This window comes from Burkholderia sp. E168m23 (genome assembly GCF_016586125.1).
GTDB lineage: Bacteria > Pseudomonadota > Gammaproteobacteria > Burkholderiales > Burkholderiaceae > Burkholderia > Burkholderia orbicola.
Genome location: NZ_BCPP01001677.1, coordinates 1 through 599, shown reverse-complemented (window position 1 = coordinate 599; position 599 = coordinate 1). Strand labels below are relative to the sequence as shown.

1 protein-coding gene is annotated in these 599 nt (G+C 74.0%); it reads right to left on the bottom strand.

Translation table 11 applies throughout. From position 1 onward, the window contains the following. Positions 1–599: autotransporter-associated beta strand repeat-containing protein (locus JMF90_RS39615; protein WP_201326606.1), on the bottom strand; the 599-nt coding region annotated here is incomplete at both ends.

The following is a 599-nucleotide window of genomic DNA, read 5'->3' as shown; positions in this document are numbered from 1 at the left end:
GGCGCGGGCGGCTGCCGCCCGCGCCGACCGCCAGCGTGCTGCCGCCGCCGATCGTCGTGCTGCCGGTGTAGGTGTTCGCGCCCGACAGCGTCGTCGTCGAAGGACCATTGACCGCGAGGTTGCCGCTGCCGCCGATCGCGCCGCCCAGACCCAGATTGTTCGCACCGCCAACCGTCAGCGTCGAACCCGCGCCGAGATTCACCGCGTTGCCGAGCGTCGTGCCGGGCGTGCTCGCGGCCAGCGTGCCGCCTGCGCCGCTCGTGTTCAGCGCACCCGTGCCGAGCGCCGAGCCGTTGCCCGCCACCAGCGTGCCGCCGCCGCTCAGGGTCGTGCCGCCCGTGTACGTGTTGTTGCCGGTCAGCGTTTCGGTGCCCGTGCCCGACAACGTGAGACTGCCGCCCGCGCCCGCGATCGTGCCGCCGTACGTGCCGTTGCCCGTGCCGCCGAGCGTCAGGTTGTTGCCGCCGAGGTTCACCGTCGAACCGACGACGCCCGACAGCGTGCCCGTGGTCTGCGGCGTGGTCGCGCCGCTGACGTCGAAGGTCGCGCCCGCACCGGCCAGATTCACCGGGCTGCTGCCTGACAGGCTGCCGCCCGCG